The organism is Aeromicrobium sp. CTD01-1L150 (assembly GCF_041951745.1).
In the GTDB taxonomy this organism is placed as follows: Bacteria; Actinomycetota; Actinomycetes; order Propionibacteriales; family Nocardioidaceae; genus Aeromicrobium.
The window spans coordinates 2,525,431-2,547,701 of sequence record NZ_CP169555.1; the positions used below are offsets into that span (position 1 = coordinate 2,525,431).

Genomic DNA, 22,271 nt, shown 5'->3' on the forward strand with positions numbered 1-22,271 from the left:
TAATGACCGGAGCCAGCGGGGTCAGCGGCCGTCCATCTGACCACCCACGCCGGAACGCGGGCCACGGAGCCCGGCGCGCTGGACGACACGCTGGATGATGAGGTCACGTCCGTCCGGGTCCCCGATGAAGCGGATGTCCCGCAGGCCCTGCGCCTGCGCGGCCGACTCGAAGATGAAGTGCCCGTACCCGAGCACCCTGCCGATGACGGGCTTCTCCACGGTGATGTCGAGGATTCGGGTGATCGGCATGGTGGCGACGCGGACGGTGAAGACGCCCGAGGCACGAAAGACCCGCATGTTGGTGATGACGAAGACGTCGCGGTGCTCCCGCAGCGTCAGGAACAGCGCGTGCGCGGCCAGCCCCAGACCGCCGAGCAGGAAGAGCCAGCCGAGCTGGATCGGACCGAACAGCGCGATCCACCACAGCAGCAGCACGCCGACCACCTCCAGCGCGGGCCGGATGTAGACGACGGCGTGCTTGCGCACGAGATCGATCACGTGCTCGCCCTCGTCGTCGAGCAGGTGGCCCTCGATGTCCTGCTCGGGCAGGAGACGGATCAACGCGCCGAGCACGGCGGGCCTATCTCGTGAGCTCTTCGAAGAAGACGAAGATCTGGCCGAAGGCATCCATGATGGCCGTGACGGCCCCGGTCACCGCATCGGCAGCACCAGCGGGCGCGGTCAGCAGGTAATAGACCACGAACGCGACGACGAGCAGCACCAGGACCTTCTTCAGCACGCGTCCTTCCTATCGCAGATGCCGGGTAGGTCGGTCGAGGCGCGCCGCGCGTCGCGCCCCGAGCAGGCTCAGAGCTCGCTGAGCACCCGGTCGGCTGCTGAGAACGGGTCCGTCCGACCGGCCAGGACGTCCTGCGCCAGCGCGTCGAGCTCGGCATGACCGGACAGGTCACCGACACGACGGCGTACCGACTCCAGAGCGATCGCGCGGATCTCACGACGCAGACGGTCACGGCGGCGCAGCTGCAGCTCCCCGGAGTCCCGGAGGTGCTCGCGGTGCAGGTCGACCTGCTCGACGAGGTCGTCGAGTCCCTCCTGCCGGGAGGCCACCGTCATGACGATCGGCGGCTTCCAGGCGCCCTCGGCCCGTTCGGCCATCCCGAGCACCGAACGGAGCTCCCGGCGAGTGGACTGGGCACCGTCGCGATCGGCCTTGTTGATGACGAACACGTCGCCGATCTCCAGGATGCCGGCCTTCGAGGCCTGGATGCCGTCACCCATCCCGGGCGCGAGCAGCACGAGCGTGGTGTCGGCGAGCCCCGAGACCTCCACCTCCGACTGGCCCACGCCCACCGTCTCGAGCAGTACGACGTCACACCCTGCGGCATCGAGCACGCGCAGTGCCTGCGGGGTGGCCCACGAGAGGCCGCCCAGGTGCCCCCGGCTCGCCATGGAGCGGATGAACACGCCATCGTCGGTCGCATGGTCGGACATCCGGATCCGGTCCCCGAGGAGTGCGCCGCCGGAGAACGGCGAGGTCGGGTCCACCGCGAGCACCCCGACCCGGTGGCCGCGACCGCGCAGCGCCGCCACCAGCGCCGCCGTGGTGGTGGACTTGCCGACGCCCGGCGAGCCGGTGAGACCGACGACGTGCGCGGTCCCGGTGTGGGGCGAGAGCGCGGCACTGACCTCGCGCAGCAGGGGAGACTCGTCCTCGACCAGCGAGATCAGGCGCGCGACGGCCCGTGGGCGACCCTCACGTGCCTGTTCGACCAGACCCGCGACGTCGTCGCGTCCGGGTGCCGCCACCGTCCGATCAGGCCTTCGGGACGCGCAGGATCAGCGCGTCGCCCTGACCTCCACCACCGCACAGCGCCGCAGCGCCGATGCCACCACCGCGCCGCTGCAGCTCCAGTGCGAGGTGCAGGACGATGCGAGCGCCGCTCATGCCGATCGGGTGGCCGAGGGCGATCGCGCCGCCGTTGACGTTGACGAGGTCCTCGCTGATGCCGAGCTCTCGGGCCGACTGGATGCCGACGGCGGCGAAGGCCTCGTTGAGCTCCACCAGGTCGAGGTCGCCGGCTCGCAGGTCCTCCTTCTGCAGCGCCTGGTTGATGGCGTTGGCCGGCTGCAGCTGCAGCGTGGAGTCCGGGCCGGAGACGTTGCCATGGGCGCCGATCTCGGCGAGCCAGGTCAGGCCGAGCTCGGTGGCCTTGGCCTTGCTCATGACGACGACGGCGCAGGCTCCGTCGGAGATCTGGCTGGCCGTCCCGGCAGTGATGGTGCCGTCCTTGGAGAAGGCGGGACGCAGCTTGCCCAGCGACTCCGCCGTCGTGTCCCCGCGCACGCCCTCATCCGCGCTCACGACCACCGGGTCGCCCTTGCGCTGCGGGATCTCCACGGGAACGATCTCCTCCTCGAAGACGCCGTTCTTCTGGGCGGTGGCGGCCAGCTGGTGCGAGCGGGCACCGAAGGCGTCCTGCTCCTCCCGCGTGAGCTCGTCGACGGTGGCGTTGCGCTGCTCGGTGAGCGATCCCATGGCCTGGTCGGTGAGGGCGTCCCACAACCCGTCGTACTCCATGTGGTCCAGCATCGTGGCCTTGCCGTACTTGGTGCCCTCGCGCGATCCGGTGAGCAGGTGCGGCGCCTGGGTCATGGACTCCTGGCCTCCTGCAACGACGATGTCGTACTCGCCGGCACGCACGAGCTGGTCGGCCAACGCGATGGCGTTGATGCCCGACAGGCAGACCTTGTTGATGGTGAGGGCCGGGACGTCGAGCGGGATGCCGGCCTTGAAGGCCGCCTGACGAGCGGGGACCTGGCCTGCCCCCGCTCCCAGGACCTGGCCCATGATCACGTAGTCGACCTGGTCACCGGTGACGCCGGCCTTCTCCAGGGCGCCCTTGATGGCGTGGCCGCCGAGATCGGACCCGGACTGTGTCTTCAGGCCACCGAGGAGGCGACCGATGGGAGTGCGGGCGCCGGCGACGATCACGGACTGGGTCATGAGAACTCCTTGGACTGCTGGGATCTGGGCTCAACCCGGCGGTGCCGGGCCGTGGGCGGCAGATGATCACGTCTGTTGGGGTCACTGTACTCACGGGTATTCGGTGTCGGCCGTGGATGTGTCCCCGATCACGGTGGCCGACACTGCCGTGGCGCACCCCGGCACTCATCTACCCTGCTCTCCATGAGCAGCGACAGCCTTTCAGCCACCCCGCCCGAGCACCTCCTCGTCGCGATCGACCACGTCGGCATCGCGGTGCCCGACCTCGATGCGGCCCTGGAGTTCTACTCCTCGACCTTCGGCCTGGAGTCGACGCACGAGGAGGTCAACGAGGAGCAGGGCGTGCGCGAGGCGATGCTTGCCGTGGGCGACTCTGGCTCGAGCATCCAGCTGCTCGCCCCGTTGAACGAGGACTCCACGATCGCGAAGTTCCTCGACCGCAATGGTCAGGGCATCCAGCAGCTGGCCTACCGCGTCACCGACATCGACGCGGTGTGCGCGACCCTGCGAGACCGCGGTGTCCGGCTCCTCTACGAGACGCCCCGGCGCGGAACGTCGGACAGCCGCGTCAACTTCGTGCACCCCAAGGACGCCGGCGGCGTCCTCGTGGAGCTCGTGGAGCCCGCCACCACCCACTGACCCGACCGGCGTCGGGTGACCCGTCCCACAGGCACAGCCGGTCCCGCCGACCACTACGGGCCGGTAACATCGCCGCAACCATCGACCTTGGAGGCCCCGTGCAGCACATCCGCGACGCGATCCTTGCCGGCGACACGCCGGCCGAGGACTTCGCCGCCCTGGAGATCCCCGACCACTACACCGCCGCGACCGTCCACAAGGACGAGGCGCAGATGTTCGAGGGAGTCCCGAGCAAGGAGAAGGACCCCCGCCAGTCACTGCACGTCGAGGACATCGCCCTGCCCGAGCTCGGTCCGGGTGAGGCTCTGGTGGCCGTCATGGCCAGCGCCATCAACTACAACACCGTCTGGACCTCGATCTTCGAGCCCGTCTCGACCTTCGGGTTCCTCGAGCGCTACGGACGACTGTCCGAGCTGACCAAGCGCCACGACCTGCCGTACCACGCCGTCGGCTCCGACCTGTCCGGCGTCGTGCTGCGCACGGGTCCGGGCGTGACCAAGTGGAAGCCCGGCCAGGAGGTCGTCGCCCACTGCCTGTCCGTGGAGCTGGAGAGCTCCGACGGCCACGACGACACGATGATGGATCCGGAGCAGCGCATCTGGGGCTTCGAGACGAACTTCGGCGGTCTCGCCGAGGTCGCTCTCGTCAAGGCCAACCAGCTCATGCCGAAGCCCGACCACCTGACGTGGGAGGAGGCCGCCTCCCCCGGTCTGGTCAACTCCACCGCCTACCGCCAGCTGGTCTCCCGCAACGGCGGGAACATGAAGCAGGGCGACAACGTCCTGATCTGGGGCGCCTCTGGCGGTCTCGGTGGCTTCGCCACGCAGTACGCCCTCAACGGCGGCGCCACCCCGGTGTGCGTGGTCTCCAACGAGGAGAAGGCCGACATCGTGCGCTCCATGGGTGCCGAGCTGGTCATCAACCGCTCGGAGGAGGACTACCAGTTCTGGAACCCCGAGGGCACCGCGCAGAACCCCCGGGAGTGGAAGCGCTTCGGCAAGAAGATCCGTGAGCTCACCGGCGGCGAGGACATCGACATCGTCTTCGAGCACCCGGGGCGGGAGACCTTCGGCGCCTCCGTCTACGTCACCCGCAAGGGCGGCACCATCACGACGTGCGCCTCGACCTCGGGCTACATGCACGAGTACGACAACCGCTACCTGTGGATGAACCTCAAGCGGATCATCTCCAGCCACTTCGCCAACTACCGCGAGTCGTGGGAGGCCAACCGTCTGGTGGCCAAGGGCAAGATCCACCCGACGCTGTCGCGCACCTACACGCTCTCGGAGGTCGGACAGGCTGCGCTGGACGTGCACCACAACAAGCACCAGGGCAAGGTCGGCGTCCTCGCCCTGGCACCCGAGGAGGGTCTCGGCGTCCGCGACGAGCAGTTCCGGGCCGAGCACCTTGACGCGATCAACCGCTTCAGAGGAGTCTGAGACCAGCAGCTCCAAGACGACGAAGCCCCCGCGAGTCTCCCGAGATGTCGCGGGGGCCACGTCGCGTGGGCGCTAAGGTGGAGGGTGCACCCCCTGAGTTCCGAGCAGAGAGCCGAGACAGCATGTCCGACCAGTCCGGATTGTCCATCTTCGACGCGGCCCGCAAGTCTGAGCAGGTCACCTTTCCACAGGCCCGTCGTGGTGGGTACGACACCGACGCGGTCGACGCCTGGGCACGCAACCAGGGCAGCCAGCTGCGCGATGCCGCCACCACGCTGCAGGCGCTGCAGGAGGAGAACGACGAGCTGCACGACCTCGTCGCCCAGATGCGCGAACGTCTCGAGTCCGTCGAACGCCCGTCCTACTCCGGCCTGGGCGGGCACGCCTCCCAGCTGCTGAACCTCGCCGAGCAAGAGGCCGAGGACGTCCGTGCGCGGGCCCAGCGCGAGGCCGACGACGTGATGCGCACCGCCGAGGAGAACGCCGAGCTGCTGCGCGCCACGGCCCGCAAGGAGGCCGAGGACATGCGTACCCGCGCGGTGGCCGAGCTGGAGCAGAAGCGCCGCGACCTGCTGGAGGAGGCGGAGTCCCGCAGCGCCGAGGCCGCGACGCACGCTGCGGACATTCGCGCCCAGGCTGAGCGGGAGGCAGAGCAGATCAGGCTCGCCGCCGAGCAGGACGCCCAGAACGAGCGCCTGGGCGTCGAGCGCGAGGTCGAGCAGGCCCGCGCCTCGGCCGACCGGGAGGTCACCGAGGCCCGACGCATCCTGGCGGTGGAGAAGGAGCGACTCGCCCGTGAGGCCTCCGAGAACCACGCGGCAGCCACCGAACAGACCAGCAAGCTGGTCGCCGACGCGGAGTCGCGCGCCGCGGCGGCCGACGAACGGGCTCGCAGCCTGATGAAGCAGGCCGAGGCCGCTCGTGAGGCCACGACGTCGGAGACGGCGCGTCTGCTGGAGAATGCCAAGCGCGAGGCCGACGCGGTGCGGAGCAACGCCCAGGCCGAGGTCGAGCACATGCGCACCTCGGCGACCACCGAGATCGAGCGTCAGACCCGTGCCCTGCGTGCGGAGGTCGAGGAGCTGCAGGGCCGGCGGCAGAACATCCTGGACCAGATGGGCCAGCTTCGCGACGTCATGACGAGCTTCACCGGCGTCCCGGAGGCCGCCGTCGCTGGCGCCGAGGACGGCGAGGAGGAGCCCGAGGAGGACTCGCCTGCTGAGGACGCCACGGTGTCCTCAGAGGCCGTCGAGGATGCCGACGCCGACGAGGACGATCAGCAATCCGACGAGACCCAGGTCATCGAGGCAGTCAGCGACGACACAGCGGTCCAGCCCGCCGTCGACGAGGCACGCTCCTGAGGTCGGCCGGCCTCAGGGCCGACGGTGCCAGCAGTCGCGATGCCAGTGCCGACGCTCATCGATCGCGTCGGCACTGAGCAGTGACTTCTCCACGGGCCACACCAGGACGTGGGGTGTCGCCGGTGCGATGGGGTGCAGGCAGCCGGGACAGGTGTACGTCTTGTTCGAGGACGCACCGCTCAGACGGCGGACGTTCCACTCGCCGTCGCGGCGCTGCTGCACCTCGTGCGAGGAGGGCTGCCAGGCAGCGCGGTGGGGCCGGGGGCGGCCTCGACGGCGGGACACAGTCACGATTCTAGGCGGGACCGCAGCCTGGTGTGCTGCGCCCGGATGTTCATGACCGCCTTTCGCCGTCTAGCGACCGTCCGTCGGCTCGATGCCCACCACCGCGACCTGCGACGTCGGCGGGTCGCCGAGCGGCGACACGCCCCAGGAACGCTCGAACTGCTGCAGGCCGACGGCTCCGCTCGCGAGCATCAGCAGGACGACGACGGTCAGGGCACGCACGATGCGTGCACCTTGTCGCAGACCCTCGGCCAGGTCCATGTCTTCTTCCTTCTGCCTGCCCTCCCCCACGTCCAACGACGCTGCCGGGTCTTGGTTAGGCAGTGTCTGCCAAGCCCGGACATGACGACGCCGGCCGATCCGAGCGGACCGGCCGGCGTGCGTGCGACTCAGCGCGACTCAGTAGGTGCGGAACCCCTCGCCGCTCTTGCGCCCGAGCTTGCCTTCGGCGACGACCTTCTCCAGCGTCGGGGCCGGCTGCCAGCCTTCGTGGCCGAAGGCGTCCACGAGCGTGCGCTGGATGGCCAGCGAGACGTCGTTGCCCACGACGTCGAGCAGCTCGAAGGGCCCCATGGGCAGCTTCGTCGCCTTGAGGGCATCGTCGATGTCGTCCATCTCGACCCCGGACTCGTGGAGCAGCACGGCGTCGTTGAGGTAGGGGAACAGCAGTGCGTTGACGATGAACCCGGCGCGGTCGCCACAGGAGACCGGATGCTTGCCGATGTCCAGGCAGAGGGCCTTGACGGTGTCGGCCACCTCCGACGACGTGGCATCGGCCGTGACCACCTCGACCAGCTTCATGACCGGAGCCGGGTTGAAGAAGTGCATCCCGATCACGTCGGCGGGACGCGACGTGGCGGCGGCGCACTGGGCGATGGACAGCGATGACGTGGTGGTGGCCAGGATCGCGCCCGGCTTGCAGATGCGATCCAGGTCGCTGAACAGCTCCAGCTTGATGTCGAGGTCCTCGGCGATCGCCTCGACGACGATGTCGACGTCGCCCAACGCCTCGCGCTCGGTGGCCGCGGTCAGCCGGTCGATGACGTCGGACTTGCCGGCCTCGTCGAGCTTGCCCTTGGCGATGGCGCGGTCGAGGTTCTTCTCGATGCGCGCCTGGACGGCCTGCGCCTTCTCATCACTGCGGCCCACGAAGACCACGTCGTGGCCGGCCTTGGCGAAGACCTCGACGATGCCGGCGGCCATGGTGCCGGTGCCGACGACCCCGACCTTGCCGACCGGGTGGTGCGCGACGGGGGCCTGCTCTGCTGCCCCGGCGGCCTCCGCTGCGAAGGTGCCGGACGATGCCGCGAGGCGGACGAGCAGCGGGGCGGGCACGTGGAGCTGGTCGCCGCTGTTGTCGTGGATCTGGGCGAGTCCGTCGGCCACGGCGCCGGCGCCGACGGCGTCGATGAGGTCGAGCGGGCCGATGGGGTAGCCGCAGCCGAACCGCATCGCGGCGTCGATGTCGTCCTTGGTGGCATAGCCACTCTCGAACATCGTCGCGGCGTGGTTCAGGTACGGGTACAGCAACGTCCGTGCGATGTCCGCGGCCTCGTCGGTGGCCGTGACTCGGTCGACGATCTCCTGCATGCCTACTCCTAAGTAATGTAGGGGTCGTGACACACTAGCGTCCGACCGGACCGAGCAACAGGGAGCACCATGAAAGCGCGTATGACGCTGGCCACAGTCATGGCCGCGATCGCCCTGAGCGTCGCAGCCTGCGCCCCCGGTGATGACGAGCCCGACCCGGGCGCCACCACCACCGCTCCTCCGTCGGCCACGCCCGAGCCCACCGGCGGGGACGACGCGGCCATCGAGTCGGCGCAGGATCTCATCGGCGAGTGGAGCGACACGTCCGCGGAGTGGGTCGTCACCTTCCACGAGGACGGGACGTTCGTCGAGGACTACCAGGGGCACGAGGAGTTCCGCACCGGCGAGTACGAGTACGACGACGGCTTCGTCTCGCTCGTCGGCGGCGACGGCAACACCGTCAAGGGCGAGGTCGAGGGAGACTCCCTCGCCTTTCGCATCGGCACCCTGACGAGGCCCTGAGTGCGGCTCGTCGTCGCGCGCTGCCAGGTCGACTACGCCGGGCGGCTCACCGCGCACCTTCCCATGGCCACGCGCGTCATCATGGTCAAGGCCGACGGTTCGGTCCTGGTGCACGCCGACGGCGGCTCCTACAAGCCGCTGAACTGGATGAGTCCGCCGTGCACGCTCACCGAGGGTGTCAACGACGACGGCCTCCCCGAGTGGACGGTCACCGCCACCAAGACCGACGACACGCTGCGCATCCTGCTGGAGGACGTCCTGCACGACTCCTCCCACGACCTGGGCGTCGATCCTGGGCTGCAGAAGGACGGCGTCGAGAAGCACCTGCAGGCCTTGCTGGCCGAGCACACCGCGACGCTCGGCGCCGGCATGACGCTGGTGCGTCGTGAGTACATGACGGCCATCGGGCCGGTCGACCTGCTGTGTCGCGACGATGCCGGCGCCTCGGTCGCCGTGGAGATCAAGCGACGCGGTGAGATCGACGGGGTCGAGCAGCTGACGCGCTACCTGGAGCTCATGAACCGTGACCCCACGCTGCGGCCGGTGCGCGGCATCTTTGCCGCGCAGGAGATCAAGCCGCAGGCACGAGTGCTCGCCCAGGACCGCGGGATCGAGTGCGTCGTGGTGAACTACGACGAGCTGCGCGGCATCGACGACCCGAGCCTGCGGCTGTTCTGAGTGCTCGCCCCTCCTCGGTGCTTGAGCAACCGAATCAGGCACCTTTCGGTTGCACAAGCACCCATCGAACTCGCCGGTCGCCGCTTTCAGTTGCTCAAGCACCGATCAGCCGACCAGCCCGACTTTCAGTTGCTCAAGCACCGATCACGGCTGGTCACTGCAGGGGGAGGTCGAAGACCTCGGTGCCGAGCGCGTCCCAGCGCGCCATCTCGCAGCCGTTCTCGCGCGAGAAGGACGCGTCAACGTCCTCGCCGTCCAGCGTGCCGACGATGGTGGCCTGCTGCGGGCCGCCGTAGATCATCGTGCACGCCTGGTCCACGGGCACCGGCTCGAACACGTCGGGGCCGGCAGTGGCCAGCGCATCACACGCTGCCCGCGCACGAGGGTGGTCACCACCGACCGGATCGCACGTCAACGTCATCGTGGTGGGCTCGGCGTCCTCGTCCGCGACCACCTCGATGGTCAGCGTCGTCGCAGGACCGTCCGATCGGCCCTGACCGCCTGACTCCTGCTGCCCGCACGCGGCGAGCAGGAGGAGTCCACAGACGACAGTGACCTCACGCACCGGCGATGCGTGGGGCGGTCGGGTCGGCCGTCTGGCCGCTGTCCTCGCGAGCCACCCACTCCTCGATCCGGTCGACGTCGTCCTTGGAGCGTGTCACGACGGCCAGCAGGTCACCCATCGTGGCAACCTCCTCGACCTGCTCCTTGATGAACCACTGCATGAACTGCTCCGATGCCAGGTCGCCGGCCTCACGGGCGGCGATCGTCAGGGCGTTGATCTGCTCGGTCACCCGCTTCTCCTGCTCCAGGGCCAACGCCACGGGCTCGACCACGTCACCGAAGTCCCCCCGAGGCGCGGCGAGAGCAGGGATGCGGGGCACCTCCCCGGCATCCAGCAGGTACTGGACCATCATCATCGCGTGGTCCCGCTCCTCGACGGCCTGCCCGTAGAACAGCGCCGCCATCTGGGGCATCGTCTGTGCGTCGTAGTACGCGGCGATCGCGATGTACTGCTGGTGCGCGTCGAACTCGTGGCCGACCTGCTCGTTGAGCTGCTGGACGAAGGACTGTGCTGCCATGGTCATGTCTCCATTCTGCCTCACTGTGAGGTGAGGCTTCCCTGATCGGGTTATGATGTGGTGTGCCGAAGAAGCCCAAGAAGAAGTGCTGCGCGAGCAAGCCCAAGTGCAAGCGCTGCCCGATCCGGATGTTGAAGGACGGCACCCTTCCGGATGGCTACACCGTCAAGAAGCGCAAGCTCGTGAAGGTGAAGGACTCCAAGAAGAAGTCCACCCCCCTCGCGGCCTGACTCTCTCCGGTTCTGGTTCTCTGCGGCCTGGCCATGCTTCGAGACTAGAGCGGTTTTCCCCGGCGTTCCAGCAAGGACTGGCTGACCGAACTGTGGTCAGCCTTGGCTGGGTGGTTCAGGACAGCCCGTTCGCGCGGGCGATCTCATCGGCGATGCGACCCATGATGTCGGTCATGCCGAAGTCCTTGGGCGTGAACACCGCCGCGATCCCCTGCTCCTCGAGCCGGCGACCGTCGGAGTCGGGGATGATGCCACCGACGATGATGGGCACCTCGCCCATGTCGGCCTCGATCAAGCGACGCTGGACGTCCGGCACCAGCTCCATGTGGGAGCCGGACAGGATCGACAGGCCGACGCAGTGCACGTCCTCGGCGACGGCGGCTGCCACGATCTGCTCCGGCGTGAGCCGGATGCCCTGGTAGATGACCTCGAACCCCGCGTCGCGGGCACGCACGGCGATCTGCTCGGCACCGTTGGAATGACCGTCGAGGCCCGGCTTGCCGACCAACAGCCGCAACCTGGTGCCGAGCTGCTCGCCGATGCCTCGGACCTTCTCGCGCACGGCCCGCAGCTCACCACCGGCCTCGGCGACGCCAGCAGCACCGGAGACGCCCGTGGGAGCGCGGTACTCGCCGAAGACCTCACGCAGGGCCTCGGCCCACTCCCCCACCGTGGCACCGGCGCGAACCGCCGCGAGCGTGGCCTCCATGAGGTTGGCGTCCGTCTTGGACTCGGCCCGCAGCCGGTCCAGCGCCTGCTCGACCTCGGCGTCGTCACGCTGCTCGCGCCACGCCTGGACGTCGGCCACGGCGTTGGCCTCGGCCTGCGGGTCGGCCGCCATGATCGCGGCGTCCAGGTCCTCGGTCAGGGGCGAGGGCTCGGTCTCGAGGTAGGAGTTGACCCCGACGACCTTGATCTCGCCGTCCTCGATGCGAGCACGACGCTCAGCGTGCGAGGCGACGAGCTCGGACTTCATGTAGCCGGACTCGACGGCTGCCACGGCGCCGCCCATGGCCTGCACGCGGTCGATCTCGGCCTGGGCGCCCTCGATGAGCTCGGCAACCTTGGCCTCGATGACGTGCGAGCCGTCGAAGATGTCCTCGTACTCCAGCAGGTCTGACTCGAAGGCGAGCACCTGCTGCAGCCGCAGTGACCACTGCTGGTCCCACGGACGCGGCAGTCCGAGCGCCTCGTTCCACGCCGGGAGCTGGACGGCGCGGGCGCGCGCGCTCTTGCTCAAGGTCACACCGAGCATCTCCAGCACGATGCGCTGGACGTTGTTCTCCGGCTGAGCCTCCGTGAGCCCGAGCGAGTTGACCTGGACGCCGTAGCGGAACCGGCGCATCTTGGGGTCCGAGACACCGTACCGCTCGCGGGTGATCGTCTCCCACATCTGGCCGAAGGCCCGCATCTTGCAGGTCTCCTCGACGAAGCGCACGCCGGCGTTGACGAAGAAGGAGATGCGGCCGACGACCTTCTCGAAGTCGGCCTCGTCGACCTGGCCGGAGTCCTTGACCGCGTCCAGCACGGCGATGGCGGTGGACAGCGCGTAGGCCAGCTCCTGCGTGGGGGTCGCGCCGGCCTCCTGCAGGTGGTAGCTGCAGATGTTGAGCGGGTTCCACTGGGGGACGTTGGTCACCGTGTAGGCGATCATGTCCGTCGTCAGACGCAGGGACGCCTCGGGCGGGAAGACGTACGTCCCGCGCGACAGGTACTCCTTGATGATGTCGTTCTGCGTCGTCCCGGCCAGGGTCTGCGGGCCGGCGCCCTGCTCCTCGGCGGCCACCTGGTACATCGCGAACAGCCACATGGCCGTCGCGTTGATCGTCATGGAGGTGTTCATCTCCGACAGCGGGATGTCCTGGAAGAGACGCCGCATCGCCCCGAGGTGGGGAATCGGCACCCCGACCTTGCCGACCTCACCGCGCGAGAGCACGTGGTCCGGGTCGTAGCCGGTCTGGGTGGGCAGGTCGAAGGCCACCGACAGTCCGGTCTGGCCCTTCGCGAGGTTCTTGCGGTACAGCGCGTTGGACTCGGCGGCCGAGCTGTGGCCGGCGTAGGTTCGCATCATCCAGGGACGATCAGGCATACCTGTCAGGCTACCTCGCCGTCACGTGACCTGGCGCGCGCTGTGACCCATCACGCGCCGACGGGTGGGTCCACACGGCCGGCTCGTCGCGGACCCCGACCCGTCCGTGCCACCCTGTCTGGCCCGCTCGTGCAGGGTGGCAGGGTCTGCTGGGGAGCGTGTGCATCAGTCCAGAGGGATGCATGCGCTGCGACCGCCGGCCTCACCATCGTGGTCGGTGGGCTCCTCGTGGAGCACGATCGAGGCCGCCCCGTCCTGTGGTTCTGGGACGACGAAAGGCACGATGGCTCCGTCGCCGGCAGTCCCCCCGTCGCTGACCACGAGGTCGAACCAGACCTCCGTGCTGCGATCGACGCGGACGGGCTCACGGCCGGTCGCCACGTCATGGTTGTAGTGCGGCCCTGCCGTCTCGGGCTCGTCCTCGACGCAGGGGCCGGTGTGGACGTGCGCACCGAACTGGGTGCCCGATGCCTCCTCCTCGAAACCTCTGAGCTTCAACCCGGCGATCGATCCGTCCACCCCGCGAGCGATGATCGCCGTGGCCTCGACACCGTCGGTCGGCGCGTCGGTGGAGGTGTCCAGGTCCGTGACCTCGCCGGTGAACCTCGTGGCGTCCTTGAAGTCGATCTCCTGCGGCCAGTGTCCGGCGCGATCGTGACCGTCGTGACCGTCGTGCTCGCCGTGTCCGGACCCGGCGAGGGCCGGGGTGAACGCCAGGGTGGATACGAGCGCGCCGAGCCCGGCCGCTGCCCATGCATGACGCTTCATCGTGCTGGTCGCCTCCTTGTTCACACAGGGGGCTGTCCCCCGTCCGCTCCTGCCTAACGCACGCACTGGACGCACACAAGGGCGCCCTAGACTCGCGTCATGGTCAATCTGACACGCATCTACACGCGCACCGGGGACGACGGCACGACGAACCTGGTCGACTTCAGCCGGACGTCCAAGAACGACCTGCGGCTCACGGCCTACGCCGACGTCGATGAGGCCAACAGCCAGATCGGCATGGCTCTGGCCTTCGAGGAGCTTCCCGACGACGTGAGCCGGGTGCTGCGGCACGTCCAGAACGACCTCTTCGACGTCGGGGCTGATCTCGGCGCACCGGTGGTGGAGAACCCCGAGCATCCGCCGTTGCGCGTGGAGCCGGACTACGTGGAGCGCCTCGAGGCGTGGTGCGATGAGTTCAACGACCGGGTCGAGAAGCTGCGCAGCTTCATCCTTCCCGGCGGCACGCGCTCGGCCTCGGCCCTGCACGTGGCACGCACGGTGACGCGCCGTGCTGAGCGCTCGGCCTGGGCGGCGATCGATGAGCACGGGGAGACGATGAACGTCCTCACCGCGAAGTACCTCAACCGGTTGAGCGACCTGCTGTTCATCCTGGGCCGCTGCGCCAACGTCGAGCACGGCGACGTCCTCTGGGTGCCCGGCGGAGAGCGGAGCGGGTCCGCCTGAGCGCACAGCGGAGAGCGGAGCGGGTCCGCCCCACAACACAGCGGAGAGCGGAGCGGGTCCGCCCCACAGCACAGCGGGGAGCGGAGCGGGTCCGCATCGCTCTCACCGCGACATGATGCGACCCCGGCCCGTGGGCCGGGGTCGCATCATGGGTGGGATCAGTCCCAGTCGATCGCGAACGTGCTGGCCAGGCCACCGCTCTTGCCGGGTGCCTCCCAGTCGATCGCCTTGCTGCTGGGTGCCTTCTCCGCGGCGGTAGCCGGTGCCGACATCGGCATCAACACCACAGCCGAGGCGAAGACGGCTGCGACGATGCGTTTCACCATGGGTTCTCTCCCTCAGTCGGGCAGCGGTCCTCGGGGGCGGAACGCTGCACGATGATTCTCGCGGGCGGCGGGGTCCCGCGTCAATGGCTCGTCCAGGGCCGGCCTGCCCGTCGTCGCAGTCGAATCACAGGACCGTGTTGACGCTGCGGCCCGGTGGGGCGGACTCCAGCCACGCCAGGAGCCCGGTGAGCGCCTCGGGCGTCATGGAGAGCTGCTTGACGTCGGTCGCGTTGCTGGTGGAGACGACGACGTGCCCGGCGTGGACGGCGTGCGCCTCGGCGCCCTGGGGCACGCGACGGCCCTCCACGTGCACCTCCCCGCGCACGAACCGGTAGCGGGGGCGCAACCGCGCGGAGAACGTCCGGTACCAGTCGAGCGTGTCCGCGCCATACACGGCGACGCCGAGGGTCCAGCCGGCCGCCGTGGCACCGCTACGACGGTTGATGCTCATGTCGAACGTTCCACCGCGTCGCGTCAGGACACGGCGCCGCATGGCCAGGGCGACCAGCGTGGCGAGCGTGAGCACCACGACGAGCGCGAGCGCGTCGATGACCCACCACCACCACGGCACTGTGTCCTCCCTTTCCGGACTCGCCCTCGGGGCTCGTCCTGCGGCGGCGGGTTCGAGTCAGGCCAGCTCGGTCCCGCGCAGCTTCGCCTCGGCACGACGTACCGCGGCCTCGTCCTCATCGGCGCGCGCCTGTTCCAGCTCGGCCTTCACGGCCGCCGGGTCCAGCTCATCGACCAGGAAGGCATCCTCGCTGAGGATCGAGACCCGGTTCTCGGCAACCGAGAGGAAGCCCTCCTCGACGACGGCCGCGACCACCTCGCCCTCGGAGTGGATGGTCACCACACCGGGGACGAGCACCGACAGCACCGGTGCGTGGTCCACGAGCACACCGAGGTCGCCCTCGGACGTGCGCGCGGCGATCTGCGTCGCCTCGCCGGACCAGACCACCCGGTCGGCCGCGACGAGCTCGACGCGCAGTGTGCCGTTCGACGCCATCAGGAGTTCTTCTGGATCTCGGCCCACTTCGCGTCGACGTCCTCAAGACCGCCGCACATGAAGAAGGCCTGCTCGGCCACGTGGTCGTACTCGCCGTCGCACAGCTTGGTGAAGGCGTCGATCGTCTCATCGAGAGGGACCGTGGAGCCCTCGATGCCCGTGAACTGCTTGGCGACGTAGGTGTTCTGGCTCAGGAAGCGCTCGATGCGACGCGCGCGGGAGACGATCGTCTTGTCCTCCTCGCTGAGCTCGTCCACACCGAGGATCGCGATGATGTCCTGCAGCTCCTTGTTGCGCTGCAGGATCCCCTTGACCCGGTTGGCCGTCGCGTAGTGGTCCTCGGCGATGTAGCGCGGGTCCAGGATGCGCGACGTCGACGTCAGCGGGTCCACGGCCGGGTAGATGCCCATCGAGGCGATCTCACGGTTGAGCTCGGTGGTGGCGTCCAGGTGGGCGAACGTGGTGGCCGGGGCCGGGTCCGTGTAGTCGTCGGCGGGCACGTAGATGGCCTGCATCGAGGTGATGGAGTGCCCTCGCGTGGAGGTGATGCGCTCCTGCAGCACACCCATCTCGTCGGCCAGGGTCGGCTGGTAGCCGACGGCCGAGGGCATGCGGCCCAGCAGCGTGGAGACCTCCGAGCCGGCCTGGGTGAACCGGAAGATGTTGTCGATGAACAGCAGCACGTCCTGGTTCTGGACGTCTCGGAAGTACTCGGCCATCGTCAGGGCCGACAGCGCGACACGCAGACGTGCTCCCGGCGGCTCATCCATCTGGCCGAAGACCAGCGCGACCTTGTCGAGGACGCCGGACTCCTCCATCTCCTCGATGAGGTCATTGCCCTCACGGGTGCGCTCGCCGACGCCGGCGAACACCGAGACGCCCTCGTGGTCCTTGGCGACGCGGGCGATCATCTCCTGGATCAGCACCGTCTTGCCGACACCGGCACCACCGAACAGGCCAATCTTTCCGCCGAGCACGTATGGCGTCAGCAGGTCGATGACCTTGATGCCCGTCTGGAACATCTCCGTCTTGGACTCCAGCTTGTCGAACGCCGGTGCCTTGCGGTGGATGCCCCAGCGTTCGTCGACCTCGAAGGTCTCGCCCTCGGCGAGGTTCATGACGTCACCGGTGGTGTTGAAGACCTTGCCGAGCGTCGCGTCGCCGACCGGGACCGTGATCGGAGCGCCGGTGTCGATGACGGTCGTGCCGCGCACGACGCCGTCGGTGGGACGCAGGCTGATCGCACGGACCAGGCCGTCACCGATGTGCTGCGCGACCTCCAGCGTCAGCGTCTCGGTCTCGCCACCGAAGGTCGTGTCGACCTTCAGGGCGTTGTAGATCTCCGGCATCGCATCGGAGGGGAACTCGATGTCGAGCACGGGACCGATGACTCGGGCGACGCGACCAGTGACGGGCGCGCCAGGCGTGGTGGACTTCTCTTCGGCGGTTGCAGTCATGTCTCTCACTCATTCCCAGCGGAGCTGGACAGCGCCTCGACGCCGCCCACGATCTCGCTGATCTCCTGGGTAATCCCGGCCTGGCGGGCCTGGTTGGCAATGCGGGTGTACTTCTCGATGAGGTCCTGTGCGTTGTCGGTCGCGGACTTCATCGCCTTCTGCCGGGCCGCGAGCTCCGATGCGGCAGCCTGTAGCAGGCAGAAGTAGATGCGGCTGTTGACGTACTTGGGCAGCAGCGCATCCAGCACCTCCTCGGTGGAGGGTTCGAACTCATACAGCGGGAGCAGGTCGCCCTCCCCGGGCTCCTCGGTGCCCTCGACGACCTCCAGCGGGAGCAGCCGGATGACGTCCGGCTCCTGCGAGAGCATCGACCTGAACCGCGTGAACACGATGTGCAGCTCATCGACCGCACGAGACGGGTCGATGTCGGGCGCGCCGAGGTCGGAGTCCTGCTCGACGGTGCCGTCCTGCCGCCCACGACCCGGCGCCCCCGCCTGGTCCTCATCGGCACGGAAGGCCGCTGTGAGCATGTCACCGATCTCCCGCGCGTTGGCGTACTCGGGACGGTCGGAGAAGCCGGTCCAGGCAGTGACGAAGTCACGCTGACGGAACGCGAAGTACGTCTCGGACTTGCGTCCGGTCAGGTAGAAGTCGACCTCCTTGCCCTCAGCACGCAACTTCTCGCTGAGCCGCTCTGCCTCCTTGAGGACGTTCGCGGAGTAGGCGCCGGCCAGGCCACGGTCGCTGGAGATGATCAGCACCGCAGCCTTGGTCGGGTTCTCCTTCTCGGTGGTGAGCGGGTGGTCGACGCCGGAGAAGGTCGCCACCGCCGAGACCGCCCGAGTCAGCTCACGGGCGTACGGCGTGGCCGCCGCCGCGTGCTGCTGGGCCTTGATGATCCGCGAGGCGGCGATCAGCTCCATGGCACGCGTGATCTTCTTCATCGACTGGGTCGACCTGATCTTCGCGCGGTACTCACGGAGGGAGACAGCCATGGGTCAGCCCCGCTTCTGCTTGACGATCTGCTCCTGCTCGACGTCCTCGTCGTCAAGAGCCTCGAACTCCTCGTGGCCGACCTTGATCCGCTCGCCCTCGCTGGTCTCGAACTGATCCAGGAAGGAGTCGTAGGCCTGCTCCAAGGACGAGGCGGTGTCGTCCTCGAACTTCCCGGACTCACGGATGGCGTCGAAGATGCCGCTGTGCGAGCGCATCACGTACTCGAGGAACTCCTCCTCGAAGCGGTTGACGTCCTGCACGGGCACCGGGTCGAGCTTGCCGGTCGTGGCCGCCCAGATGGAGACCACCTGCTGTTCGACCGGGAACGGCTTGTACTGCCCCTGCTTGAACAGCTCCATGAGGCGCTGTCCACGAGCCAGCTGGGCCTTGGAGGCCGCGTCGAGGTCGGAGGCGAACATCGCGAACGCCTCCATGGCGCGGTACTGCGCCAGCTCGACCTTGAGCGAGCCGGTGACGGCGCGCATCGACTTGGGCATCGCCGCACCGCCGACCCGCGAGACCGAGATGCCGACGTCGACAGCGGGGCGCTGGTTGGCGTTGAACAGGTCGGACTGCAAGAAGATCTGACCGTCGGTGATGGAGATGACGTTGGTCGGGATGTAGGCCGAGACGTCATTGGCCTTGGTCTCGATGATCGGCAGACCCGTCATCGAACCAGCGCCCAGCTCGTCGCTGAGCTTCGCGCAGCGCTCCAGCAGACGGCTGTGCAGGTAGAAGACGTCCCCGGGGTAGGCCTCTCGGCCCGGCGGGCGGCGCAGCAGCAGCGAGACGGCGCGGTATGCCTCGGCCTGCTTGGAGAGGTCGTCGAAGATGATCAGGACGTGCTTGCTCTGGTACATCCAGTGCTGGCCGATGGCCGAGCCCGTGTACGGCGCGAGGTACTTGAAGCCCGCGGAGTCCGAAGCCGGTGCCGCCACGATGGTGGTGTACTCCAGCGCACCGGCATCCTCCAGCGCACCGCGCACAGCGGCGATCGTGGAGCCCTTCTGGCCGATACCGACGTAGATGCAGCGGACCTGCTTCTCGGGATCGCCGCTCTCCCAGAACTCCTTCTGGTTGATGATCGTGTCGATCGCAATCGCGGTCTTACCGGTCTGGCGGTCGCCGATGATCAGCTGACGCTGTCCGCGGCCGATCGGGGTGAGGGAGTCGATCGCCTTCATGCCGGTCAGCAGCGGCTCGTGCACGCTCTTGCGCTGCATCACCGAGGGAGCCTGCAGCTCCAGCGCGCGGCGGCTCTCGGTCTCGATGTCGCCGAGGCCGTCGATGGGCTCGCCGAGCGGGTCGACGACGCGGCCGAGGTAGCCGTCGCCGACAGGGACCGAGAGGACCTCACCGGTCCGGCGGACCGTCTGGCCCTCCTCGATCCCGGAGAAGTCACCGAGGATGACGACGCCGATCTCGCGGACGTCGAGGTTGAGTGCGAGGCCGAGCGTGCCGTCCTCGAACTCCAGGAGCTCGTTGGCCATCGTCGAGGGCAGTCCCTCGACGTGGGCGATGCCGTCGGAGGCATCGGCCACGAGGCCGACCTCCTCGGTCTTGTTGGCGCTCGGGGAGTAGTCCGACACGAACTGCTGGAGCGCGTCGCGGATCTCCTCCGGACGGATGGAGAGTTCCGTCATGTCTGTGCCTGCCTTCTGTTCCGGTTCGTGCTTCAGCCTGCGAGGCGCCGGCGGGCGGTCTCGAGGCGACTGGACATGGTGCCGTCGACGACCTCGTCACCGACGGAGACGACGATGCCTCCGACGACCGAGGGGTCGACGACGATGTTGAGGTGGACGTCGCGGCCGTACTTGCCCGCGAGCGCCGAGGTGAGACGCTGCTGCTCGTCGTCGCCGAGCTGGTAGGCCACCCGGACGAGGGCGACGAGGCGCTGGCGTCGCGCGGCCGCGGTCTCACCGAAGCGTTCGAGGACTCGCTCGAAGGAGCCGGTACGGGCCGCTGCGGCCTGGCGCACCAGCTCCAGCGTCTGCGGCAGGACCTTGCCCTCGAACAGGCGGTCCAGCAACGTGAGCTTGTGCTCGCGCGGGATCGAGCGGTCCGAGACGACCCCGCGCAGCTCGCCGTCAGAGGCGATCGTGCGGCCGACCTCGAACAGCTCGGTCTCGAGCTCATCGAGGCGTCCCTCGGCATCGACGGAGGCCACGAGCGCGGCCACACCAGCCGTCTCGAGGCCATCCACGAAGTCTCGACCGGCGGCCCAACGGCCACGCGCGGCGACCTTGACCACCGTGATGGTCTCCTCGGAGACCTTGCCCCCCAGGACCGACTGTGCCAGGCCCTGCTTGGCCTCGAGCTCGGTGGACGGATCGGTCAGCACCCTCCGCAGGGCGGCGGCACCGTCGAGCACCCCGACGACGGAGAAGAGCTCGGCGCCCAGGCGCGCAGCGGAGGCGGGGTCGACCGACTCCACTGCCTGCAGGACGTCCTTCTGGGAGGCCGCCGAGATTCCGCGCAACGCGGTACCGGTCGCTTGGGGGCTCATCAGTTCGGGGACTCCTCGAGCTCGGCGATGAAGCGCTCGACCGTGCGACGCTGGCGGTCATCGTCCTCGAGCGACTCCCCGACGATGCGACCGGCCAGGTCCGTGGCCATCGCGCCGACCTCGGACTTGAGCTGGGCGAGCACCTGCGATCGTTCGGCCTCCACCTGGGCATGGGCCGTGGAGGTGATCCGGCCGGCCTCCTCCTTGGCCTGGGCCCGCATCTCCGCGACGATCTGAGCGCCCTGCTCCTTGGCCTCCTCGCGGATGCGAGCGGCCTCGTGCCGCGCATCGGCGAGCTGCGCCGTGTACTTCTCCAGCGCGGCCTCGGCCTCCTTCTGGGCCTTCTCCGCCTTCTCGATCCCGCCCTCGATCGCGGCCGTGCGATCGGCGTACGCCTGCTCGAAGGCCGGGACGATGTACTTCTTGATCAGCAGGAAGAGGATGCCGAAGACAACCAGACCGAGGACGATCTCGGCCCCGTGCGGGATGAGGGGGTTGAGGTCTTCCCCCTCAGCCGCGGCTACGAGTGTGGTGTGCATAGAGGACTTCTCTCAGGAGGTCGCGGGATGGATCAGCCGAAGACGAACGCGAGGCCGACGGTGATGACGAACAGCTGCTCACAGAGCACGAAGCCGAGTAGTGCGATGGTGCGGAGTCGGCCCTCCGCCTCGGGCTGACGGGCGACGCCGGTCACGAACGCGGCGAAGATGAGACCGATACCAATACCGGGACCGATCGCGGCCGCGCCGAGTCCGATCAGGTTGAGGCTGCCTTCCACGGCATTTCCTTTCGTCGTGACGCAGGGGATCTGCGTCGCGGATGGTGTCTATGAAGTTGTGGGTCGGTGACTGCTGTGGTCGAGCGCTCAGTGCTCGTCGGCGATCGCGCCGCCGATGTACATGGCACTCAGGAGGGTGAAGACGTAGGCCTGCAGGAACATGATCAGCATGTCCAGGAAGCTGATGGCGATGCCGGCCACGAAGGACAGGATGCCCGGCACGATGTAGAGCGCGTTGCCGGAGTTGAAGATCAGGTACTGCGCACCGAGGGAGAACAGCACGATCAGCAGGTGCCCGGCGAACATCGTGGCGAAGAGTCGCAGCGCCAGCGTGAACGGGCGCACCAGGATGTTGGAGAAGAACTCCAGCGGGACCATGATGATCAGGATCGGGCCGGAGGTCCCGCCGGGCACGGTGGTGTGCTTGAGGTAGCCGAAGAACCCGTGCTTCATGATGCCGGCGACGTTGTAGATGACCCATGCCAGGCCCGCGAGGGCGACCGGGAAACCGAACCGCGACATCGTCGGGAACTGCAGGAACGGGATGATGCCGTAGAGGTTGTTCAGCAGGATGAACAGGAACGTGGCGAAGAGATAGGGCAGGTACTTCTTGTACTCCTGGCCGCCGATGTTGTCTCGGGCGATGCCCTTGACGAAGTCGTAGGAGAGCTCGCCGGCGAACTGCAGCCGGCCGGGGACCACTGCGGCCGGGCGCGACATCGCGCGGTACACCACGAAGATCACGACGGCCGAGAGCACCACCAGGACCATCGGCTTGGTCACGCCGAGCGCGATGGCCGGCAGGTTGAAGTCCGCGGGGCCCGGGCTCGGGGGGCCCGACACAGCAGCGAGGGTCGAGGCGAGGGTCACTCGGTCACCTTTGTCTCATGGCGCGGTCGCTGACGACTCACGTCGCGCTCCGGGCATACG

General features: G+C 68.4%; 28 protein-coding genes. 7 read left to right on the top strand and 21 right to left on the bottom strand.

Translation table 11 applies throughout. The features are described 5' to 3' along the window. Positions 1–21: 21 nt before the first annotated feature. From ACEVFP_RS12435 to ACEVFP_RS12450, 4 genes are all read right to left on the bottom strand, one after another. The gene (locus tag ACEVFP_RS12435; RefSeq protein ID WP_374999781.1) at positions 22–573 is read right to left on the bottom strand and encodes a PH domain-containing protein; all 552 of its coding nucleotides are present in this window, start codon (positions 571–573) and stop codon (positions 22–24) included. A 7-nt stretch (positions 574–580) separates the two neighbouring features. After that, positions 581–739 (bottom strand): hypothetical protein, encoded by a 159-nt coding sequence (locus ACEVFP_RS12440; protein WP_374999782.1) that lies wholly within the window; start codon positions 737–739, stop codon positions 581–583. Between the two features lie 68 nt (positions 740–807). Further along, positions 808–1,767, bottom strand: a complete 960-nt coding sequence (meaB, locus tag ACEVFP_RS12445; RefSeq protein WP_374999783.1) for a methylmalonyl Co-A mutase-associated GTPase MeaB — start codon at positions 1,765–1,767, stop codon at positions 808–810. A 7-nt stretch (positions 1,768–1,774) separates the two neighbouring features. After that, a complete protein-coding gene (locus ACEVFP_RS12450; RefSeq protein ID WP_374999784.1) occupies positions 1,775–2,965 on the bottom strand; it encodes an acetyl-CoA C-acetyltransferase in 1,191 nt (396 codons plus the stop codon). A gap of 183 nt (positions 2,966–3,148) precedes the next feature. Between ACEVFP_RS12450 and mce the strand changes: the two genes are divergently transcribed. The 3 genes from mce (at position 3,149) to ACEVFP_RS12465 (ending at position 6,404) form a co-directional block, all read left to right on the top strand. Further along, complete coding sequence (gene mce, locus ACEVFP_RS12455) at positions 3,149–3,604, top strand: methylmalonyl-CoA epimerase (RefSeq protein ID WP_374999785.1); 456 nt, start codon at positions 3,149–3,151, stop codon at positions 3,602–3,604. 98 nt (positions 3,605–3,702) lie between these two features. Beyond that, on the top strand, positions 3,703–5,043 hold the full coding sequence (gene ccrA / locus ACEVFP_RS12460; protein ID WP_374999786.1) for a crotonyl-CoA carboxylase/reductase: 1,341 nt from the start codon (positions 3,703–3,705) through the stop codon (positions 5,041–5,043). A 122-nt stretch (positions 5,044–5,165) separates the two neighbouring features. Further along, positions 5,166–6,404, top strand: coding sequence for a DivIVA domain-containing protein (locus ACEVFP_RS12465; RefSeq protein ID WP_374999787.1), 1,239 nt, complete (start codon positions 5,166–5,168; stop codon positions 6,402–6,404). A 12-nt stretch (positions 6,405–6,416) separates the two neighbouring features. Here ACEVFP_RS12465 and ACEVFP_RS12470 read toward each other — a convergent pair whose 3' ends face one another. The 3 genes from ACEVFP_RS12470 to ACEVFP_RS12480 all read right to left on the bottom strand — a co-directional run bounded on the left by ACEVFP_RS12470 (position 6,417) and on the right by ACEVFP_RS12480 (position 8,279). Beyond that, a complete protein-coding gene (locus ACEVFP_RS12470) occupies positions 6,417–6,689 on the bottom strand; it encodes a hypothetical protein (RefSeq protein ID WP_374999788.1) in 273 nt (90 codons plus the stop codon). Positions 6,690–6,758: 69 nt separating this feature from the next. Next, complete coding sequence (locus ACEVFP_RS12475) at positions 6,759–6,950, bottom strand: hypothetical protein (RefSeq protein WP_374999789.1); 192 nt, start codon at positions 6,948–6,950, stop codon at positions 6,759–6,761. 138 nt (positions 6,951–7,088) lie between these two features. Further along, the gene (locus tag ACEVFP_RS12480) at positions 7,089–8,279 is read right to left on the bottom strand and encodes a 3-hydroxyacyl-CoA dehydrogenase NAD-binding domain-containing protein (protein WP_374999790.1); all 1,191 of its coding nucleotides are present in this window, start codon (positions 8,277–8,279) and stop codon (positions 7,089–7,091) included. A 69-nt stretch (positions 8,280–8,348) separates the two neighbouring features. On the opposite strand from ACEVFP_RS12480, the gene ACEVFP_RS12485 reads away from it, so the two are divergent. Together ACEVFP_RS12485 and nucS are read left to right on the top strand one after the other, a co-directional pair. Then, the gene (locus ACEVFP_RS12485; protein WP_374999791.1) at positions 8,349–8,741 is read left to right on the top strand and encodes a hypothetical protein; all 393 of its coding nucleotides are present in this window, start codon (positions 8,349–8,351) and stop codon (positions 8,739–8,741) included. Further along, the gene (gene nucS / locus ACEVFP_RS12490; protein ID WP_374999792.1) at positions 8,742–9,419 is read left to right on the top strand and encodes an endonuclease NucS; all 678 of its coding nucleotides are present in this window, start codon (positions 8,742–8,744) and stop codon (positions 9,417–9,419) included. Positions 9,420–9,573: 154 nt separating this feature from the next. On the opposite strand, the gene ACEVFP_RS12495 is transcribed toward nucS, so the two are convergent. Both ACEVFP_RS12495 and ACEVFP_RS12500 read right to left on the bottom strand, forming a co-directional pair. Further along, positions 9,574–9,984: an SSI family serine proteinase inhibitor gene (locus ACEVFP_RS12495; protein WP_374999793.1), complete on the bottom strand. Its 411-nt coding sequence runs from the start codon at positions 9,982–9,984 to the stop codon at positions 9,574–9,576. Continuing rightward, positions 9,977–10,507 carry a ferritin gene (locus ACEVFP_RS12500; protein WP_374999794.1) on the bottom strand — a complete coding sequence of 177 codons (531 nt, stop codon included), beginning with the start codon at positions 10,505–10,507 and terminating at the stop codon, positions 9,977–9,979. The genes ACEVFP_RS12495 and ACEVFP_RS12500 overlap by 8 nt, the downstream gene beginning before the upstream one ends. Before the next feature lie 56 nt (positions 10,508–10,563). On the opposite strand from ACEVFP_RS12500, the gene ACEVFP_RS12505 reads away from it, so the two are divergent. Continuing rightward, the gene (locus ACEVFP_RS12505) at positions 10,564–10,731 is read left to right on the top strand and encodes a hypothetical protein (protein ID WP_374999795.1); all 168 of its coding nucleotides are present in this window, start codon (positions 10,564–10,566) and stop codon (positions 10,729–10,731) included. 115 nt (positions 10,732–10,846) lie between these two features. Here ACEVFP_RS12505 and ACEVFP_RS12510 read toward each other — a convergent pair whose 3' ends face one another. Both ACEVFP_RS12510 and ACEVFP_RS12515 read right to left on the bottom strand, forming a co-directional pair. Continuing rightward, positions 10,847–12,820, bottom strand: a complete 1,974-nt coding sequence (locus tag ACEVFP_RS12510; protein WP_374999796.1) for a protein meaA — start codon at positions 12,818–12,820, stop codon at positions 10,847–10,849. Between the two features lie 165 nt (positions 12,821–12,985). Then, positions 12,986–13,588, bottom strand: coding sequence for a hypothetical protein (locus ACEVFP_RS12515; RefSeq protein ID WP_374999797.1), 603 nt, complete (start codon positions 13,586–13,588; stop codon positions 12,986–12,988). 99 nt (positions 13,589–13,687) lie between these two features. Here ACEVFP_RS12515 and ACEVFP_RS12520 point away from each other — a divergent pair, with 99 nt between their 5' ends. After that, positions 13,688–14,272: a cob(I)yrinic acid a,c-diamide adenosyltransferase gene (locus ACEVFP_RS12520; protein ID WP_374999798.1), complete on the top strand. Its 585-nt coding sequence runs from the start codon at positions 13,688–13,690 to the stop codon at positions 14,270–14,272. A gap of 158 nt (positions 14,273–14,430) precedes the next feature. Here the strand turns inward: ACEVFP_RS12520 and ACEVFP_RS12525 are convergent, their stop codons facing one another. The 10 genes from ACEVFP_RS12525 to atpB form a co-directional block, all read right to left on the bottom strand. Continuing rightward, the gene (locus ACEVFP_RS12525) at positions 14,431–14,598 is read right to left on the bottom strand and encodes a hypothetical protein (protein ID WP_374999799.1); all 168 of its coding nucleotides are present in this window, start codon (positions 14,596–14,598) and stop codon (positions 14,431–14,433) included. Positions 14,599–14,722: 124 nt separating this feature from the next. Continuing rightward, the gene (locus ACEVFP_RS12530) at positions 14,723–15,169 is read right to left on the bottom strand and encodes a DUF2550 domain-containing protein (protein ID WP_374999800.1); all 447 of its coding nucleotides are present in this window, start codon (positions 15,167–15,169) and stop codon (positions 14,723–14,725) included. Positions 15,170–15,226: 57 nt separating this feature from the next. After that, a complete protein-coding gene (locus ACEVFP_RS12535) occupies positions 15,227–15,604 on the bottom strand; it encodes a F0F1 ATP synthase subunit epsilon (protein ID WP_374999801.1) in 378 nt (125 codons plus the stop codon). Continuing rightward, positions 15,604–17,061 (bottom strand): F0F1 ATP synthase subunit beta, encoded by a 1,458-nt coding sequence (atpD, locus tag ACEVFP_RS12540; RefSeq protein ID WP_374999802.1) that lies wholly within the window; start codon positions 17,059–17,061, stop codon positions 15,604–15,606. Before atpD ends, ACEVFP_RS12535 begins: the two co-directional genes overlap by 1 nt. A 5-nt stretch (positions 17,062–17,066) precedes the next feature. Continuing rightward, complete coding sequence (locus tag ACEVFP_RS12545) at positions 17,067–18,056, bottom strand: F0F1 ATP synthase subunit gamma (RefSeq protein WP_374999803.1); 990 nt, start codon at positions 18,054–18,056, stop codon at positions 17,067–17,069. A gap of 3 nt (positions 18,057–18,059) precedes the next feature. Then, complete coding sequence (gene atpA, locus ACEVFP_RS12550; protein ID WP_374999804.1) at positions 18,060–19,700, bottom strand: F0F1 ATP synthase subunit alpha; 1,641 nt, start codon at positions 19,698–19,700, stop codon at positions 18,060–18,062. Between the two features lie 32 nt (positions 19,701–19,732). Then, a complete protein-coding gene (locus ACEVFP_RS12555) occupies positions 19,733–20,563 on the bottom strand; it encodes a F0F1 ATP synthase subunit delta (RefSeq protein WP_374999805.1) in 831 nt (276 codons plus the stop codon). After that, positions 20,563–21,102, bottom strand: coding sequence for a F0F1 ATP synthase subunit B (locus tag ACEVFP_RS12560; RefSeq protein WP_374999806.1), 540 nt, complete (start codon positions 21,100–21,102; stop codon positions 20,563–20,565). The genes ACEVFP_RS12555 and ACEVFP_RS12560 overlap by 1 nt, the downstream gene beginning before the upstream one ends. A 32-nt stretch (positions 21,103–21,134) precedes the next feature. Further along, positions 21,135–21,341: an ATP synthase F0 subunit C gene (atpE, locus tag ACEVFP_RS12565; RefSeq protein ID WP_374999807.1), complete on the bottom strand. Its 207-nt coding sequence runs from the start codon at positions 21,339–21,341 to the stop codon at positions 21,135–21,137. An 87-nt stretch (positions 21,342–21,428) separates the two neighbouring features. Then, positions 21,429–22,211: a F0F1 ATP synthase subunit A gene (gene atpB / locus ACEVFP_RS12570; protein WP_374999808.1), complete on the bottom strand. Its 783-nt coding sequence runs from the start codon at positions 22,209–22,211 to the stop codon at positions 21,429–21,431. Positions 22,212–22,271 lie beyond the last annotated feature (60 nt).